Source organism: Cellulosimicrobium sp. GQ32 (assembly GCF_059758455.1).
The window spans coordinates 150,197-167,089 of sequence record NZ_JCAXEP010000004.1; the positions used below are offsets into that span (position 1 = coordinate 150,197).

The following is a 16,893-nucleotide window of genomic DNA, read 5'->3' on the forward strand; positions in this document are numbered from 1 at the left end:
TGCGGTGTCGCTACTTGTCGGCGGCCTTCTTGCCGTAGCGGGCCTCGAAGCGAGCCACACGGCCACCGGTGTCGAGGATCTTCTGCTTGCCCGTGTAGAACGGGTGGCAGGCGCTGCACACGTCGGAGCTGATCTTGCCCGACGCCTCGGTGCTGCGCGTCACGAAGGTGTTCCCACAGGTGCAGGTCACCTCGGTGACGACGTACTCGGGGTGGATACCAGACTTCACGGTTTTCTCCTTGGGGTGACGTCTCCGGGTCAGGTGCGGCGACCGCTCCTGTGAACCGGCGACAGGCGGCCTGACGATCGCAGGCCGACGAACCATTGTGCCAGAACGCGCGGGGACCCCGAGAACTTCCCGGGGCCGCCCGCCGTCGGCTCCTGTCGGACGACCGTCAGACGGTGCGGCCGACGGTGTCGTCGTCCGCGAGACCGCCCGGCGTCGTCTTCTGGACGTGGAGCAGGAACTCGACGTTCGTCTGGGTCTTCTTGAGCTGGCCGAGCAGCAGCTCGATGGCCTGCTGCTGGTCGAGCGCCCCCATCACGCGGCGGAGCTTGTAGATGATCTTCAGCTCGTCCTGCGACAGGAGGATCTCCTCGCGGCGCGTGCCGGACGCGTTGACGTCCACCGCCGGGAAGATGCGCTTGTCCGCGAGGTTGCGCGAGAGGCGCAGCTCCATGTTCCCCGTGCCCTTGAACTCCTCGAAGATGACCTCGTCCATCTTCGAGCCCGTCTCGACGAGCGCCGAGGCCAGGATCGTCAGCGAGCCGCCGTTCTCGATGTTGCGGGCCGCGCCGAAGAAGCGCTTGGGCGGGTAGAGCGCGGACGCGTCCACACCACCGGACAGGATGCGGCCCGAGGCGGGCGCCGCGAGGTTGTACGCGCGCGACAGGCGGGTCAGCGAGTCGAGGAGCACGACGACGTCCTGACCGAGCTCGACCAGGCGCTTCGCGCGCTCGATCGCGAGCTCGGCGACGATCGTGTGGTCGGACGCGGGACGGTCGAACGTCGAGGCGATGACCTCGCCCTTCACCGTCCGCTCCATGTCCGTGACCTCTTCGGGCCGCTCGTCCACGAGCACCACCATGAGGTGGACCTCGGGGTTGTTGGCCGTGATCGCGTTGGCGATCTGCTGCATGATGATCGTCTTGCCGGCCTTGGGCGGCGCGACGATGAGGCCGCGCTGACCCTTGCCGATCGGCGCGACGATGTCGATCACGCGCGGCGTCAGGCGCGTCGCCTCGGTGTTCTCCAGGCGCAGGCGGTCCTGCGGGTACAGGGGCGTGAGCTTGGTGAACTCGGGGCGCTGGCGCGCCTCGTCGGGCGACATGCCGTTGACGGTGTCCAGACGCACGAGCGCGTTGAACTTCTGGCGCGCGGTGTTGCCCTGGTTCTCGCCCTCGCGCGGCTGGCGCACCGCGCCCGTGACGGCGTCACCGCGGCGCAGGCCCGCCTTCTTCACCTGGCCGAGCGAGACGTAGACGTCGTTCTGGCCCGGCAGGTACCCGCTCGTGCGGACGAACGCGTAGTTGTCCAGGATGTCGAGGATGCCTGCGACGGGGAGCAGGACGTCGTCCTCGCTCACCTCGATGTCGTCGAGACCCGCGACGTCCGGTCCCTGACGGTTGCGGCCGCGCTTGCGGTCGCGCTCGCGGCCGCGGTCACGACCCCGGCGCCGACGGCCGCCGCGCTCGTCGTCCAGCAGCTGGCGGTCGTCCCGCCGGTCCGCCTGACGCTCGCCACGGTTCTGCTGGCCGCCGCTCTGCTGCTCGCGCTGCTGCCCGCCCTGCTGGTCGCGCTGGCGCTCGCCGCCCTGCTGGTCGCGCTGACGGTCGGCGCGCGGCGCGTCGCCGTCACCCTCGCCGTTCCGAGGGGCGCCGGCACCACGGCCCGCGCGGCGCGAGCCCCGCTCGCCCGTGACGAGGCCGACCGCGGCGGCGGCGCGCGCGGCGCGCTCGTCGGCGGACTCGTTCGCGGTGTCGCGCGTGCGTACGCCCTGCTCGCCGAGAGCCTCGGCGACCGCCGCGGCAGCCTCCGAGCGGGAGTCGCGACGGCCGTCGCGACGCTCCCCCCGCTGTTCCGTGCGCTGCTCGTCGGCGCGCACGGGCAGGTCGAGCACGGGAGCGGCGGTGCGCTCCTCGCGGCTCGCGGCCGAGGGCGCGTCCTGACGCGCCGTCGCCGCGGCGTCGGTGGTGGTGCCCGCCGGGCTCGCGGCGGGGCGCTCGGCGCGGCGGCTGCGGCCGCGCCCGGAGGCGGCAGGCGCCTCGCTCGTCTCACGGCCCGCGGCGTTCGCCCCGTCCGTGTCGCGCCGCGGCGCGGCGGGGCGCTCGGACGCGCCCTGCTCGCCCGTGCGGGCGCGGATGACGTCCACAAGATCGCCCTTGCGCATCTTGGACGTGCCCTTGACCCCGAGCTGCGAGGCGAGAGCCTGCAGCTCCGGGAGGCGCAGCGTGGAGAGCGCGCCGGTCCGGGCGTTCCCGCCGGCAGCGGCCGAACCGGTCGCGCTGCTCGTGGCGGTGTCGATGGTGTCTGTCACGAAGGACCCTTCCCCCTCGTTTGCGCCCGCCGCTCAGAGGGCGGGCCGCGGGTGGTCGACGCCCGGCCGTGACGGCCGGAGCGTAGGTGTCGCCACGCGTCAGTGGTACGACGACGTCATCTGACGCGGGGCTGGATTGCCTTCTCTCGGACTGCTCGGTCGCAGCACACCCGGTGGGTGAGAGCGCGCTCCGCGTGCGGATGTACTGGTGCGAGAGCGTGACCGAAGGCTGGGAATCATCCTAGCACCGGCGCGCCCGAGGTCAGAGCCGTTCGCCCACGACACCACGCGTGTCGACGTCGAGGCGGTGCACCGCCCAGTCGGCGGTGCCCCCGACGAGGGAGTCCGCGACGCGAACGACCTCCTCCAGGTCGTCCGGCGTCGAGAGCACCAGCACGGTCGGTCCCGCCCCCGAGACGGTCGCGGCGAGTCCGCGTGCCCGCAGTGCCTGGACGAGCTCGAACGACGACGGCATGACGTCGGCCCGGTACGCCTGGTGCAGACGGTCGTCCGTCGCGTCGAGCAGCAGGTCGGGCCGCCGGGTGAGCGCCTCGACGAGGAGGGCCGCACGCCCCGCGTTGAAGGCGGCGTCGGCGTGCGGCACGTGCGTCGGGAGCACCCCCCGTGCCCGGCTCGTCGCGAGCCGGGCCGAGGGCACGAGCACGGTCGCCCGGACGTCGGGGTGCACGTCCAGCCGCGCGGCGCGAGGCCCGGCGCCCTGGCCCGCGTCCCACGCGACGGTGGCGCCTCCCAGGAGCGCGGGCGCCGCGTTGTCCGGGTGCCCCTCGATGGCGGTCGCGAGGCCGAGCGCCACGTCGTCGTCGAGGACCGACGGGTCGGCGACGAGCGCTCGCGCCGCCACGATGCCCGCGACGACGGCGGCCGCCGAGGAGCCGAGGCCCCGCCCGTGCGGGACGCGGTTGACGCAGGTCAGGTGCAACCCGGTCTGGGGCGCGCCGGCCACGTCGAGCGCGGCCCGCAGCGCCCGCACCACGAGGTGCGTCTCGTCGCCCGGCACCTCGCCGGCGCCCTCGCCCTCGACGTCGACCACGACCTCGTCGGTCGCGAGCGCGCGCACCTCGAGCACGTCGTGGAGCGCGAGCGCCAGGCCGAGCGCGTCGAAGCCGGGGCCGAGATTCGCGCTCGTCGCCGGGACGCGCACCCGCACGTGGTCCGCGCCGAGCTGCATCAGTCGAGCCCGAGGGCGTCGGCGATGGACACGACGTCGGCGCTCACGCGCGTCGGCGTCACCTCGCTGCCGTCGAGCGTGCGCAGCGCCCACTGCGGGTCCTTGAGCCCGTGGCCGGTGACCGTGACGACGATGCGCGCGCCGGCGGGCACGAGCCCGCGCTCGGCGCGGGACAGGATCCCGGCGACGCCGGCCGCCGACGCGGGCTCGACGAACACGCCGACCTCGCTCGACAGGACCCGGTGCGCCGCGAGGATCTGCTCGTCCGTGACGGCCTCGATGACGCCGCCCGACTCGTCGCGCGCCGACTCGGCGAGCTCCCACGACGCGGGGTTGCCGATGCGGATCGCGGTCGCGATAGTCTCCGGCTCGGTGATCGGGTGGCCCGCGACGATCGGTGCGGCGCCCGCGGCCTGGAAGCCCCACATCTGCGGCACGTGCGTCGCGACGGCCGGCAGGCCCTCCCCCGCGTGCCCCGGGGCGCCCTGGCCGGCGTACTCCCGGAAGCCCTTCCAGTACGCCGTGATGTTCCCCGCGTTGCCGACGGGCAGCGCGTGGACGTCGGGCGCGTCCCCCAGCGCGTCGACGATCTCGAACGCGCCGGTCTTCTGGCCCTCGATGCGGTCGGGGTTGACCGAGTTCACGAGCTCGACCGGGTAGGCCTCGGCGAGCTTGCGCGCCGCGACGAGGCAGTCGTCGAAGTTGCCGTCGACCTGGAGCAGGCGCGCGCCGTGCGCGATCGCCTGGCTGAGCTTGCCCATCGCGATCTTGCCGTCCGGGACGAGCACCGCGCACGTCATCCCGGCACGCACCGCGTACGCGGCCGCCGACGCGGACGTGTTGCCCGTCGACGCGCAGACGACAGCCTTCGCCCCACGGCCGGCGGCCGCGGAGATCGCCGTCGTCATGCCGCGGTCCTTGAACGACCCCGTGGGGTTCATGCCCTCGACCTTGACGAACACCTGCGCGCCCGTGCGCGCGGAGAGCGCCGGTGCCTCGACGAGCGGCGTGCCGCCCTCACCGAGCGTGACGATCCGCTCGGCGACGTGCGCCGGCAGACGATCGCGGTACTCGGAGATGATGCCTCTCCACTGGTGGGCCATCAGGCTCCCTCGACTCTCAGGACGGACGTGATCGTGCGGACGGGCTCGAGCCCGGCGACCGCCGCGACGGTCGCCGACAGCGCCGACTCCGGCGCCGCGTGCGTGGTGATGAGGAGCTCGGCGACCCCGGGCTCGGCGACGTCGGAGACGCCTGGCGCCGTCGGCTGCCGGACCGCCTCGATGGAGACGCCGTGCTCGGCGAGGGCGTGCGCGACCTGAGCGAGGACGCCCGGGCGGTCGTCGACGTCGAGGCGCACCTGGTAGCGGGTCACGGCCGCGCTCGCGGGGAGGATGGCGAGCTCCGCGTAGGTGGACTCCTGCGGGCCCTTGCCCCCGAGCACGCGGTGCCGCGCGGCCGAGACGACGTCACCCAGGACGGCCGACGCCGTCGGGGCGCCGCCCGCGCCGCGCCCGTAGAACATGAGCTCGCCCGCGGACTCCGCCTCGACGAACACCGCGTTGAACGACCCGCGGACGTTCGCGAGGGGGTGCGACGTGGGCACGAGCGCCGGGTGCACGCGCACGGACACGCCCGCGGGCGCCCCCGCCGCTGCGCCGGCTGAGGTGCCCGCCGAGGTGCCCTCGCGCAGCTCCGCGATGGCGAGGAGCTTGATGACGTGGCCGGTCTGGGCGGCCCATGCGACGTCCTCGGCCGTGACGGACATGATGCCCTCGCGCGCGACGTCGTCCAGCGACACGCGCGTGTGGAACGCGAGGCTCGCGAGGATCGCGGCCTTGGCCGCGGCGTCGTAGCCCTCCACGTCGGCCGTCGGGTCCGCCTCCGCGTAGCCGAGGTCCTGCGCCTCCTTGACGGCCTCCTCGAGGTCCATGCCCGTGGTCGCCATCTGGTCGAGGACGTAGTTGGTCGTCCCGTTGACGATGCCGAGCACGCGGCGCACGCGGTCGCCCGCGAGCGACTCGCGCACCGGGCGCACGATCGGGATCGCGCCCGCGACGGCGGCCTCGAAGTAGATGTCGACGCCGGCCGCGTCCGCGGCCTTGTAGAGCGTGGGTCCGTCCTCGGCGAGCAGCGCCTTGTTCGCCGTGACGACGGCGGCGCCGGCGTCGATCGCGCGCAGCAGGAGCGAGCGGGCGGGCTCGATGCCGCCCATGACCTCGACGACGATGTCGGCACGCGCGACGAGACCCTGCGCATCCTCCGTGAGCAGCGAGCGGTCGACCGACGAGGCGCGCGGCGCGGCCGCGTTCCGCACCGCGATCCCGACGAGCTCGAGGCGGGCGCCCACGCGCGACGCGAGGTCGTCGGCCTGCTCCGTCAGCAGCCGCGCGACCTGGGTGCCGACGACGCCGCACCCCAGCAGGGCGACGCGCAGGGGCGGGTGGGACTCGGCGGCAGGGGGCACGACGGACCTTCCTCGGGTGGTCAGGACGGGTGCGGCGCCGTGCACGCGGCCCGGGTCGTGCCCGGGTGGCTCGGGAGCCGCAGGCACAGGATACGGCGCCCCGTGCGACCGCCCAGGGGGTGCCCACGGGTCGGATGCCGGACCTCCTGGGCGCGACGCACGGTCAGCCCTCGTCGAGCGCCAGCAGGTCCTCGACGGTCTCCCGGCGCACGAGCACGCGGCTCGCGCCGTCGCGCACGGCGACCACGGGCGGGCGCGTCAGCAGGTTGTAGTTCGACGCCATCGAGCGGCCGTAGGCACCCGTCGCCGGCACCGCGAGGAGGTCCCCCGCGCGCACGTCGCCGGGGAGCCGCACCTCGTGCACGACGATGTCGCCGCTCTCGCAGTGCTTGCCGACGACGCGCGCGAGCACGGGCTCCGCGTCCGAGGACCGGCCGACGACCTCCGCGTGGTACTGCGCCGCGTAGAGCGCGGGACGGATGTTGTCGCTCATGCCGCCGTCGACGGACACGTACGTGCGCACACGGCCGTCGTCGAGCGTCACCGGCTTGACCGTGCCCACGGTGTAGAGCGTGAGGCCGGCCGGCCCGACGATCGCCCGGCCGGGCTCGATCGAGAACCGGGGCAGAGGCGTGCCGAGCTCCGCCGCCACGGCGTCCACCGCGGCGGCGACGTCCTTCGCGACGCGCTCGGGGTCGAGCGCGACCTCGCCGGGGAGGTAGGCGATGCCGTAGCCCCCGCCGACGTCGACCTCGTCGACGAGCACGCCCGTCCGCGCGGCGAGCCGGGCCCGGAGCTCCAGCACCGCGCGGGCCGCGACCTCGAACCCCGACGGGTCGAGGATCTGCGACCCGATGTGCGAGTGGATCCCCAGCAGGTGCAGCTCGGGCCGCGCAACCACGTCGAGCAGCGCGGTCATCGCCGGGGAGTCGCCGGCCTCGCTGCCGTCCGCCGCGCGCGGCGCCGCGATCGACAGCCCGAACTTCTGGTCCTCGTGCGCCGTGGAGATGTACTCGTGCCCGCCCGCGTGGACGCCCGTCGTGACACGCACCATGACGGGCGCGACGACGCCGCGCTCCCCCGCGAGGCGCGCGACGCGCTCGACCTCGACGAGCGAGTCGACGATGATCCGACCGACGCCCTCGTCGAGCGCCCGGCCGACCTCCGCGTCGGACTTGTTGTTGCCGTGCAGCCCGATCTCGGGACCGGGGACGCCCGCGCGCAGCGCGACCGCGAGCTCTCCCCCGCTCGCGGTGTCGACCCGCAGCCCCTCCTCGCGGGCCCAGCGCGCCACGGCCACCGTGAGCAGCGCCTTGCCCGCGTAGTAGACGTCCACGTCGGAACCGACGGCGCGGAACGCCGTCTCGAACGCCGTGCGGTACGCGCGCGCCCGGGCGCGGAAGTCCGCCTCGTCGAGCACGTACGCGGGCGTCCCGTGCTCCGCCGCGAGGTCGTGGACGGCGACGCCCGCGACCTCGACGACCCCGTCCTCCCGACGGCGCACGCCTCGCGACCACGGCTCGCCGGGGTGCCCCGGCAGGCCCGTGCTCACATGCGCTCCGGCGCGGAGACACCGAGCAGGCCGAGGCCGTTGGCCAGCACCTGACGCACCGCGTCGTTGAGCCACAGGCGCGTGCGGTGCGTGTCCGTGACCTCCTCGTCGGGGTAGGGCAGGACGCGCTGCGACTTCTGCTGGTACCACGTGTGGTAGTCGCCGGCGAGCGCCTCGAGGTAGCGCGCGACGCGGTGCGGCTCGCGCAGCTCCGCCGCCTGGGCCACGATGCGCGGGAACTCCGTGAGGCGCCCGATCAGCGCGGCCTCGCTCGGGTGGTCGAGCAGCGCGGGCTCGAAACCGTCGGTGCGCACGACCCCGCGGTCGGCCGCGTTGCGGTCCACCGCCGCGGTCCGGGAGTGCGCGTACTGCACGTAGTAGACGGGGTTCTCGTTCGTCGCCCGTGCGAGCAGGTCGAGGTCGAGGTCGATGTTCTGGTCCGCCGACGAGCGCGCGAGCGAGTAGCGCGCGGCGTCGACGCCGACGGCGCCCACCAGGTCCTCCAGCGTCACGACCGTCCCGGCGCGCTTGGACATGCGGACGGGCTGGCCGTCCTTGACGAGGTTGACCATCTGCCCGATGAGGAGCTGGAGGTTCTTCCCCGGGGTGTCGCCGAACGCGGCGCACACCGCCATCATGCGGCCCACGTACCCGTGGTGGTCGGCGCCGAGCATGATGATGACCTCGTCGAAGCCGCGCTCGCGCTTGTCGAGGTAGTAGGCGATGTCGCCCGCGATGTACGCGGCGTCGCCGTCGGACTTGATGACGACGCGGTCCTTGTCGTCACCGAAGTCGGTCGTGCGCAGCCACGTCGCGCCGTCCTGCTCGAACATGTGGCCCGACTCGCGCAGGCGCTCGACGGCCCGCTCCACCGCACCCGACTCGTGCAGCGAGTCCTCGTGGAAGTACACGTCGAAGTCGACGCCGAAGTCGTGCAGCGACGCCTTGATCTCGCCGAACATGCGCTCGACGCCCCGCGCCCGGAAGACCTCCTGCGCCTCGGCGTCCGGGAGCGTGCGCGGGTCGGGGTCGCCGGCGGCGACCGCGTCCGCGATGACCGCGTCCGCGATCTCGCTGATGTACTCGCCGCCGTACCCGTCCTCGGGCGCCTCCAGGCCGCGGGCGCGCGCGAGGAGCGAGCGCGCGAAGCGGTCGATCTGCGCGCCGTGGTCGTTGAAGTAGTACTCGCGGGTGACGTCCGCGCCGCTCGCCTCGAGCACGCGCGCGAGCGAGTCGCCGACGGCGGCCCAGCGGACGCCGCCGATGTGGATGGGACCGGTCGGGTTCGCGGAGACGAACTCGAGGTTGACCTTCTTGCCCGCCTCGGAGTCGCCGCGCCCGTACGCCGGGCCGGCCTCGACGATCGCGCGCGCGAGCTCGCCCGCGGCCGCCGCGTCGAGCGTGATGTTGAGGAAGCCCGGGCCCGCGACGTCCACGGCCTTGACGCCCGGGGTCGCGGCGAGCCGCGTCGCGAGGTCCTCGGCGAGGGCGCGCGGCGTCGTGCCCGCCTTCTTGGCGAGCTGGAGCGCGACGTTCGTGGCCCAGTCGCCGTGCTCGCGCTGGCGGGGTCGCTCCACGTGGACGCGCTCGGGGACCGCGGCGGGGTCCAGGGCGAGGGTGCCGTCGGCGACGGCGGCGGCCAGGGCAGCGCTCAGCGCTTCGGAGAGCTCGTCGGGGGTCACCGGGCGATTCTACCGAGATGGGCGCACCCCCCGTCGCGGCGTTTCGCGCGCGGGCCGCGGGGCGCCCGGACCGCCGGCCCGAGGTCGGACCCACGCACCCCGGACGTGCTGGTAGTCTCGTGCATCGCGTCGACGGACACCGTCGGCGCTCGCCCTCGTAGCTCAGTGGATAGAGCGTCTGCCTCCGGAGCAGAAGGTCGTAGGTTCGAATCCTATCGAGGGCACCCTGCTCCGCTGCGACGAGCCCGGCCCGCCTCCGGCGACCGGGCTCGCGCCGTCTCCGGGGACCCCTCGACCTCGCCCGCGCACGGCCCCCGTCCCGCGCGCCCGCTACGGTGGGGCCATGACCGACGGCGGCTACGGGGACTTCGAGTTCGAGCGCCGGTTCCTCGTGCGCGACCTGCCCGAGGACCTGCGCGACGCACCGGCGCTCATCGTGCAGAGCTACTACCTCGCGGACGAGGGCTACGCGCTGCGGCTGCGCGCCAAGGTACCGACGGTGGACGCGACGATGGACGCGGAGACGGACCCGGTGCGCCTGCTCGACCGGTTCGCGCCCGCCGTCGACCTGTGCACGCTCACGGTGAAGGGGCCGATGGCCGGCGGTACACGGTACGAGGCCGAGCGCGAGGTGGACGTCGCGGTGGGCGTGCAGATGATCCGGCGTGGCGGCGCGCGCGTCGTCAAGACGCGGTACTCGGTGTGGGTCGGGGCGGACGGCTGGGTCGTCGACGTGTTCGGCGGGGCGAACCACCCGCTCGTCGTCGCGGAGTGCGAGCGCACCGGGCCCGTCACGGACCTCCAGATCCCGGCGTTCTGCGTCACGGAGCTCACCGACGACCCGCGCTTCTCCAACGACGCCCTCGCGAGCCGGCCCTACGGTTCGTGGCGCGACGAGTTCGAGGCCGAGCTCGCGGCGTCGGGACCGCGGTTCCTCCAGGACTTCGGCCGCAACGAGCGGCTGTCGGAGCCGTAGACCGCCACAGTCGTCAGCGCAGCGCGTCAGCCGCCGCGCAGACGGCCGCGACGTCGAACCGGACCGTCCGGCGGTCGACCGGCACCCACCCCGGCTCGTGCCCGAACAGCACGGCCCACGGCAGCGCACCGGAGGAGACGTGCTCGCGCGCCTGGTCGTGCGCGCGGGCGTCCGTGACCTCCCGCTCGACCGCGTCCTCGAGCGCGACGAGCTCGGCCCGCACGGCCTCGCCCTTCTCCGTGAGACGGCGCGCCTGCCCGGGCTCGAGGTAGCCGTCGTGGCGCGCGGCCCGCACGACGTCGCGCGCCGCAGCGCGCACCCGGGCGCGGAGGCCGCCGTCGGCCGGGTCGAGCACGACACGCGCCCCCGGCCCGGCGCCGTCCCCGAACACCGCGGAGACGGCGACGCGCTCGCGTTCGGAGCCGGGGACCGGGTCGAGGAGGGTGAGAGCCGGGGGCGAGCCGGGCGCCGTGGGCTCGACGCGGACGAGTCCGGAGAGCGCGAGGCTCAGCACCTGCGCGGCGAGCGCGTGCTCGGGACGGCGCAGGACGACCGCGGCGAGGAGCAGGTCGGCCACGGTTACGACGATACGGCGGCGAGGGCCGCCGCGGGGGAAGACGGGCCGCGCGTCAGGAGCTCTGGATCTCCTCGACGCCCTGGACGAACTCGAAGTGCCACGGCTCGTAGGCGCCGCTGCCGCCGCGCTTGGCCCAGGCGGGGTTGGCCCAGCCGTAGGTGGCACCGTTCTGGTTGATCCACGCGTAGACCTCGCGCGAGCCGGTCTCGACCGAGCACAGGTCGATCGCGAGCCCCCACCCGTGCATGGACCAGCCGGGAGGTGCGGCGAACGCGCCGCGGGAGGACTTGAGCGAGACCTGCGTCGAGAGCGTGCGGTACGACGAGACGAGGCACAGGTCGCGACCGAACGTCGCGCGGAAGGCCTCGTTCATGGCGGACAGCGAGACCGCCGCGTCGGGCCGCAGGTGCTCGCCCGCCTGCCAGAGCTCGCACAGCGCGTGCTCGTCGAGCTTGCCGTTGCTGCCCGCGGGGCGGACCGTGGGGTCGCAGCCGGGGAGCGGGTCGCGCGCGGCGGACCGGGAGGCGGCCTCGCGTCGCACCTCGACGCGGGGCGCGGCCGCGACGCTCTGGGAGACCGCAGGGGCCGTCGACCCGGCGGTCGCGAGGTCGAGCGCGCTCGGGCCCAGCGGTCGGGTCTCGGGCTCGAAGGGGGACCCGGTGCCCAGGCCGTCGTCGGCGCCGGCGGAGAGGGGCATCGCGATCGTCGCGGCGGCGAGCGTCCCGAGGACGGCGATGCGCGGCATCCAGCGGTGCTGGCTGGAGACCTGTGCCTGGGGGCGACGACGGCGGGAGCCCTGCTCCGCCTCGCGCCGTGCCCGTCGGGACTCGAGGGCAGGTGCGTCGGTCTGCTGCGACTCCACCCGCCACCTGCCTCTCACCCTTCGGGGTGGCACTCGGGCCACCGACGACCGATCAATCACGGAACAGTAACGAAGCACTCCGACGATGCCAAGTCCCCTGCTCAGGGCCGGTGCCGGGCGCGAGGGAGCTCGTCAGTGACGACGCTGCATGGCGTCGCGCACCTCCCCCACGAGCTCCTCGAGGATGTCCTCGAGGAACACGACACCGAGGGCGCCGCCGCCCTCGGGCGCGTCGACGCGCGCCAGGTGCGCTCCCGAGCGCTGCATCGCCCGGAGCGCGTCCTCGACCTCGTCGCCCGGAGCGGCGGTCGCGAGCGCCCGCACGCGCCAGGACGGGACCGGCGCCCCGCGCGTCGTCTCGTCCGCGTAGAGCACGTCCTTGACGTGGAGGTAGCCCACGAGCTCGCCCGAGGCGTCGGCGACCGCGAACCGCGAGAACCCGGTCTTCGCGACGAGGCGCTCGACCTCCTCGGGCGTGCATCCCTCGGTGACCGTGACAAGGTCTCCGACGGGCACCATGACGTCCTGCGCGGTGCGCTCGGAGAACTCGATCGCCCCCGAGAGGAGGCCCTGCTCGTCCCGGAGCACGCCCTCGGCCTGGGAGTGCTCGACGATCGACTGCACCTCCTCGGCGGTGAACGCGGAGGCAACCTCGTCCTTGGGCTCGACGCCCGTCGCCCGGACCGCGTGGTTCGCGAGCCAGTTGAGCGCGACGATGACGGGCCGTAGCACCCGCCCGATCCACACGAGCGGTGGGCCGAACCACATGACCGCCGTCTCCGGCCCCGCGACGGCGAGGTTCTTGGGGACCATCTCGCCGAGCACCACGTGCAGGTAGACGACGATCGCGAGCGCGACGACGAACGCGATGGGGTGCGCGAGCGACGTGCTCACCCCGAGGGCGTGCAGCGGGTCCTCGATGAGGTGCGCGAGCGCCGGCTCCGCGACGACGCCGAGGCCCGTGGAGCAGACCGTCACGCCGAGCTGGGCGCACGCGAGCATGAGGGACACGTTCTCCATCGCCCACAGGACGGTCTGCGCCCGGCGGTTCCCCTGCGCGGCGAGCGGCTCGATCGCCGAGCGGCGGGCGGAGATGACGGCGAACTCGGCGCCGACGAAGAACGCGTTCCCCGCGAGCAGCAGGACTGCGACGAGGAGGGCGGTGGTCGAGCTCACTGCTCCACCTCCACGGGCGTCGCGCGGACCGAGAGCCGCTCGACGCGCCGCCCCTCCATCGCCTCGACGCGCAGCACGACGCGGTCGCGCGCGTCGCCCGCGACCACCTCGTCGCCGGGCTCCGGCACGCGCCCGAGCCGCGCCATGACGAGGCCGCCGAGCGTCTCGTACGCACCGTCCTCGGGCACGCGGAGCCCGGTGACCTCGGTGAGCTCGTCGGGGCGCATGACGCCGGGGACCAGCCAGGAGCCGTCCGCGCGGCGGGCCGCGCCGGAGCGGCGGGGGTCGTGCTCGTCCGCCACGTCGCCCACGAGCTCCTCCACGACGTCCTCGAGCGTCACGACGCCGGAGGTGCCGCCGTACTCGTCGACGACGACCGCCATCTGGAGCCCGAACCCACGCAGCTCGACGAGCAGCGGGCCGAGGCGCACGGTCTCGGGGACCCGGGGCGCCTCGACCATGAGCGCCGCCGCCGGGACCTCCTCGCGACGCTCGTACGGGACGGCGACGGCGCGACGCAGGTGGACGAGTCCGACGACGTCGTCGCGGTCCTCGCCGATCACGGGGAACCGGGAGTGCCCGGTCCGCCGCGCGGCGTCGACGACGTCCGCGGCCGTCGCGTCCCGGCCGACCACGACCATCCGCATCCGGTCCGTCATGACGTCGACGGCGCTGAGCTCGTCCAGCTCGATGGAGTTGGTGAGGAGCGTCGCGACGGACACGTCCAGCGTGCCCTCCTGCGCCGAGCGGCGCACGAGCGCGGCGAGCTCCGACGCCGACCGCGCACCCGACAGCTCCTCGCGCGGCTCGACCCCCACCCGGCGCAGGATCGCGTTGGCGGAGCCGTTGAGCACGGCGATGACAGGCCGGAACAGCTTGGTGAACTGGCGCTGCACCGGCACGACCTGCCGGGCCGTGGCGTAGGGCGCGCTCAGGGCGAAGTTCTTCGGGATGAGCTCGCCGAAGAGCATCGAGACGAAGTTCACGACGAGGAGGGCCAGGACCCCGGCGAGGACGGCGGACGCCGCCTGCCCGAGCGCGGTGGCGCTCAGCCCTGCGCCGAACAGCGAGAGCAGCGCGGGCTGCGCCGTGTAGCCGAGGAGGATCGTGGTGAGCGTGATGCCGACCTGTGCCGACGACAGCTCGGTCGACAGGTGCTTGAGTCCGGCCCGGACGCTCCGGTCGCGCCGGTCGGCGCGAGTCTTCCTGCCCGACGGCGGGGAGCCGCGTCTGTCGCCCTCCTGGTCGGGGTCGTCGCCGGCGGGGAGGACGGCGGGGTCGAGGGTGACCAGGGAGAACTCGCTGGCCACGAAGACGGCGGTGCCTGCGGTGAGGAGCACCCCGAGCGCGACCATGACCCAGTCGCCTACCACGAGGTGCTCCACCGATATCGAGAGGTGCTCTTCATCGTGCCGACGATGCTAGCGTCCCCTCCTCCCGGGCCGCCCGGCCGTGCGGCGCCCGGGTGCCGGGCGGCGGCGAAATCCGGCCGACCTGGGCCGACGTGTGCCACGCTGTATCCCATGGCAGATCCGAGGGCAGCGAGCGCATCACCGACCGGCGCGGGCGCCGGTCCCGTCCCGGGCCGCGGGCCCGTGCCCACGACGGCACCCCTGGCCGGCGGCACGCAGCAGCAGACGGCGACGGTCCTCGTCGTCGAGGACGAGCCCGCCATCGCGACCGCGATCGCGCAGCGCCTGAGCGCGGAGGGCTGGCGCGTCGAGGTGGCACGCGACGGGCTCTCCGGCGTCGACGCCGCGACGCGGCTGCGCCCGGACGTCATCGTGCTCGACGTCATGCTGCCCGGCATCGACGGCCTCGAGGTGACGCGGCGCATCCAGGCCGAGCAGCCCGTGCCGATCCTCATGCTCACCGCGCGCGACGACGAGACCGACATGCTCATCGGGCTCGGCGTCGGCGCGGACGACTACATGACGAAGCCGTTCTCGATGCGCGAGCTCGTCGCACGCATCAAGGCGCTGCTGCGCCGGGTCGACCGCGCCACGCAGGCCGCGAGCGCAGCCCCGACCGACCCGCCCATGTCGGTCGGCGACGTGACGATCGACAAGGCCCAGCGCCGCGTCTACCGTGCCGGCGAGGAGGTCCACCTCACGCCCACCGAGTTCGAGCTCCTCGTCATGCTGGCGAGCTCCCCCAAGACCGTGCTCACGCGCGAGCGACTCCTCGCGGAGGTGTGGGACTGGGCCGACGCGAGCGGGACGCGCACGGTCGACTCGCACATCAAGGCGCTGCGCCGCAAGCTGGGCGCCGACCTCATCCGCACGGTGCACGGCGTCGGCTACGCGTTCGAGCCGCCCGCCGGATGACTTCCCACCCCGCTGGCCCTGCCGACCCGGTCGACGGCGCGGGCCGCGGCCCGGGCGGGTCGACGAGCGCCCCGGCGCGGAACGGCGTGCACCGTGCGCACACGATCCGCCCCCACCTGCCCGACGTCCGGCCGCTCGACTCGTTCCGCTCGCTGAAGATCAAGCTGGGCGTGCTCGTGGCCGCGACCGTCACGCTCGCGGTCCTCATCACGTGGATCGGGCTCCAGAACCAGCTCGGGCCGTCGCGCACCTTCCCGCTCGCGATCGTCCTGTCGCTGCTGCTCACCCAGCTCCTCGCGCGCGGCATGACGTCGCCGCTGCGCGAGATGACGGCGGCGGCTCGCGCCATGGCCGACGGCGACTACACACGGCGCGTGCGGGCGACGAGCCGCGACGAGGTGGGACAGCTCGCCGTCGCGTTCAACGTCATGGCGGAGGACCTCGCGACGAGCGACCAGGTGCGCCGCGAGCTCATCGCGAACGTCTCGCACGAGCTGCGGACCCCGATCGCGGCGCTCCAGGCGCAGCTCGAGAACGTCGTCGACGGCGTCACGCAGCCGACGCCCGCGACCATGGAGATGGCCCTGGCGCAGACCGAGCGCCTCACGCGCCTCGTCTCCTACCTCTTGGACCTGTCGCGCATCGAGGCCGGCGCGGCGGCCCTCAACGTCACCGAGATCGACGTGGGCGACTTCCTCGAGGAGAACGCCGAGGCCGTGTCGATGGTGGAGGCAGGCAAGCAGCTGCGGTACGTCGTCGACGTCACGCCGCCCGACCTCGTGCTGGAGGCGGACCGCGAGCGCCTGCACCAGGTCGTGACGAACCTCCTCCAGAACGCGATCCGACACTCTCCCCAGGGCGGCGAGATCCGGCTCGAGGCGTACCCCGTGGACGACGACGTCGTGCTCGAGATCGTGGACGAGGGCCCGGGGATCGCGAAGGAGGACCGCGAGCGCATCTTCGAGCGCTTCGCCCGGGCCAGCGCGACGGGCACGCACACGACGACGGGCGGCTCGACGGGCGGGACGGGCATCGGCCTCGCGATCGTCCGGTGGGCGATCGACCTGCACGGGGGGCGGATCGAGGTCGCGGACTCGCGCAGCGGCGCGACGATGCGCGTCACGCTCCCGGCGCACGGCCACCCCGTCGAGCCCGACCTGCTCGGTGACCCGGGCGCCGAGGACCCGACCACGCGCTGAGACCGACCTCGAGAGCGCGGTCATCAGCGAGCGACGCCGAGTGAGATCCATCACACCGTGCAGCCCGGATACCTCGCGATGGCCTGGAATTCCGCGATCTTGCCGTCCTACGAGGTCCGCGTGGGGTCATGTTTGCCTGGCCCAGACGCGGCGTGAAGAACCCGCGAACAGGCCGCGCGCGAACGTCCCCCGCAGCCCCCTGGGCCGCCGCCGAGGGCCTAGGCTGGAGTGGTCCGGAATCCGGACGAGTCTGCGCCGACGTCGGGCGCCACGCCTCGCGCGTGCTGCCACGCGTCTGCTCGCAGACTGTGACCGACAGCGACCTGTGTGTGAAAGTGGGCGATCCTCG

At 74.1% G+C, this 16,893-nt stretch carries 14 protein-coding genes and 1 tRNA gene; 4 read left to right on the forward strand and 11 right to left on the reverse strand.

The annotated features are described in order from the left end of the window. Positions 1–10: 10 nt before the first annotated feature. The 7 genes from rpmE to argS form a co-directional block, all read right to left on the reverse strand. Positions 11–229, reverse strand: a complete 219-nt coding sequence (gene rpmE, locus AC6CH9_RS08765; protein WP_253053345.1) for a 50S ribosomal protein L31 — start codon at positions 227–229, stop codon at positions 11–13. A 166-nt stretch (positions 230–395) separates the two neighbouring features. Continuing rightward, entirely contained in the window at positions 396–2,537 is a 2,142-nt protein-coding gene (gene rho, locus AC6CH9_RS08770) for a transcription termination factor Rho (RefSeq protein ID WP_498154533.1), read from the reverse strand. 262 nt (positions 2,538–2,799) lie between these two features. Continuing rightward, positions 2,800–3,726 (reverse strand): homoserine kinase, encoded by a 927-nt coding sequence (gene thrB / locus AC6CH9_RS08775; RefSeq protein ID WP_498154534.1) that lies wholly within the window; start codon positions 3,724–3,726, stop codon positions 2,800–2,802. After that, positions 3,726–4,829, reverse strand: coding sequence for a threonine synthase (thrC, locus tag AC6CH9_RS08780; protein WP_498154535.1), 1,104 nt, complete (start codon positions 4,827–4,829; stop codon positions 3,726–3,728). Before thrC ends, thrB begins: the two co-directional genes overlap by 1 nt. Further along, positions 4,829–6,193, reverse strand: coding sequence for a homoserine dehydrogenase (locus AC6CH9_RS08785; RefSeq protein ID WP_498154536.1), 1,365 nt, complete (start codon positions 6,191–6,193; stop codon positions 4,829–4,831). The genes thrC and AC6CH9_RS08785 overlap by 1 nt, the downstream gene beginning before the upstream one ends. Positions 6,194–6,356: 163 nt before the next feature. Next, on the reverse strand, positions 6,357–7,745 hold the full coding sequence (lysA, locus tag AC6CH9_RS08790; RefSeq protein WP_498154537.1) for a diaminopimelate decarboxylase: 1,389 nt from the start codon (positions 7,743–7,745) through the stop codon (positions 6,357–6,359). Then, on the reverse strand, positions 7,742–9,427 hold the full coding sequence (gene argS / locus AC6CH9_RS08795) for an arginine--tRNA ligase (protein WP_498154538.1): 1,686 nt from the start codon (positions 9,425–9,427) through the stop codon (positions 7,742–7,744). Before argS ends, lysA begins: the two co-directional genes overlap by 4 nt. A 151-nt stretch (positions 9,428–9,578) precedes the next feature. Between argS and AC6CH9_RS08800 the strand changes: the two genes are divergently transcribed. Both AC6CH9_RS08800 and AC6CH9_RS08805 read left to right on the forward strand, forming a co-directional pair. Next, positions 9,579–9,651 (forward strand) — tRNA-Arg (locus AC6CH9_RS08800). 119 nt (positions 9,652–9,770) lie between these two features. Then, positions 9,771–10,403 (forward strand): CYTH domain-containing protein, encoded by a 633-nt coding sequence (locus tag AC6CH9_RS08805; protein WP_498154539.1) that lies wholly within the window; start codon positions 9,771–9,773, stop codon positions 10,401–10,403. 13 nt (positions 10,404–10,416) lie between these two features. Here the strand turns inward: AC6CH9_RS08805 and AC6CH9_RS08810 are convergent, their stop codons facing one another. The 4 genes from AC6CH9_RS08810 to AC6CH9_RS08825 all read right to left on the reverse strand — a co-directional run bounded on the left by AC6CH9_RS08810 (position 10,417) and on the right by AC6CH9_RS08825 (position 14,391). Then, positions 10,417–10,980 carry a hypothetical protein gene (locus tag AC6CH9_RS08810; RefSeq protein WP_498154540.1) on the reverse strand — a complete coding sequence of 188 codons (564 nt, stop codon included), beginning with the start codon at positions 10,978–10,980 and terminating at the stop codon, positions 10,417–10,419. A gap of 52 nt (positions 10,981–11,032) precedes the next feature. Next, positions 11,033–11,842, reverse strand: a complete 810-nt coding sequence (locus AC6CH9_RS08815; protein WP_498154541.1) for a M15 family metallopeptidase — start codon at positions 11,840–11,842, stop codon at positions 11,033–11,035. 132 nt (positions 11,843–11,974) lie between these two features. After that, positions 11,975–13,018, reverse strand: coding sequence for a hemolysin family protein (locus tag AC6CH9_RS08820; protein WP_498154542.1), 1,044 nt, complete (start codon positions 13,016–13,018; stop codon positions 11,975–11,977). Then, positions 13,015–14,391 carry a hemolysin family protein gene (locus tag AC6CH9_RS08825; protein ID WP_498154543.1) on the reverse strand — a complete coding sequence of 459 codons (1,377 nt, stop codon included), beginning with the start codon at positions 14,389–14,391 and terminating at the stop codon, positions 13,015–13,017. The genes AC6CH9_RS08820 and AC6CH9_RS08825 overlap by 4 nt, the downstream gene beginning before the upstream one ends. A 150-nt stretch (positions 14,392–14,541) precedes the next feature. Between AC6CH9_RS08825 and AC6CH9_RS08830 the strand changes: the two genes are divergently transcribed. Beyond that, positions 14,542–15,345: a response regulator transcription factor gene (locus tag AC6CH9_RS08830; RefSeq protein ID WP_498154544.1), complete on the forward strand. Its 804-nt coding sequence runs from the start codon at positions 14,542–14,544 to the stop codon at positions 15,343–15,345. Further along, a complete protein-coding gene (locus tag AC6CH9_RS08835) occupies positions 15,342–16,544 on the forward strand; it encodes a sensor histidine kinase (protein WP_498154545.1) in 1,203 nt (400 codons plus the stop codon). Before AC6CH9_RS08830 ends, AC6CH9_RS08835 begins: the two co-directional genes overlap by 4 nt. The last annotated feature ends 349 nt before the right edge of the window (positions 16,545–16,893 follow it).